Source organism: Kineococcus gypseus (assembly GCF_050871305.1).
In the GTDB taxonomy this organism is placed as follows: Bacteria; Actinomycetota; Actinomycetes; order Actinomycetales; family Kineococcaceae; genus Kineococcus; species Kineococcus gypseus.
In genome coordinates, this window is the sequence record NZ_JBJLRD010000119.1 from 1 (window position 1) to 797 (window position 797).

1 rRNA gene is annotated in these 797 nt (G+C 63.4%); it reads left to right on the top strand.

Annotated elements, in window-relative coordinates:
- Nucleotides 1–693 precede the first annotated feature (693 nt).
- Nucleotides 694–797 (top strand): 23S ribosomal RNA (locus ACRYMN_RS20860); the annotation flags it as partial.

Genomic DNA, 797 nt, shown 5'->3' on the forward strand with positions numbered 1-797 from the left:
GTGCGGCTGGATCACCTCCTTTCTAAGGAGCATCTTCCACTCCTGCCTCGGCAGTGGGTGGCAAGGGCCGGTTTCTTCCAGCGAACGTCTGGAGGCCGGTGCTTCAGGGTGGAACATCAACACGGCATCCAGCGCCTGCCGGCGCGATCAGTACGACCCGGTCCTCCTCCTGGAAGGGGGGCCGCATAAGGGTCTGGAACGTCGCGGGGGCAGGGCGGGTGGGTGCCTGGCGCACTGTTGGGTCCTGAGGGACCGGACACCCACTCCTCTTGACCGGTGGCCGTTGCGGCCGGCTGGTCGCCAGGGGGTGGGGTCTTCTCTCTGTCGGGATCGCCTGGGACAGGTCACATCGGCCGCGATCGTCGTGGTGAGGGGTTCTTCCTCGCCCGGTCGTGGTGCTGGTGCTTGTCATCACCGGGTGGTGCCTGGTTGTTGCTTGAGAACTGCACAGTGGACGCGAGCATTGCAGAGAACACGTCCTCGCTTGACCGTTCGCCCTTTTAAGGGGTGGGTGGCTGGTGGGGGGTGTTGTGGTGCTTCGTCGAGTAGATTTTTTCTGTGTCTTTGTGGTTTGGGTTCTTGTGCTTGCCCGCCGGCGCCGTTGTCCGCCTGCTCGGGGTGGTGTGATCCTTCGGGTGTTCTCACCTGTAGGGGTTCTCGCCTCGTTGTGGGGTGGGTGGTGGTGTGTGGTGGTGGCAAGTGTGTAAGGGCGCACGGTGGATGCCTTGGCATCAGGAGCCGATGAAGGACGTGGGAGCCTGCGATAAGCCTCGGGGAGTTGGCAACCGAACGGTGAT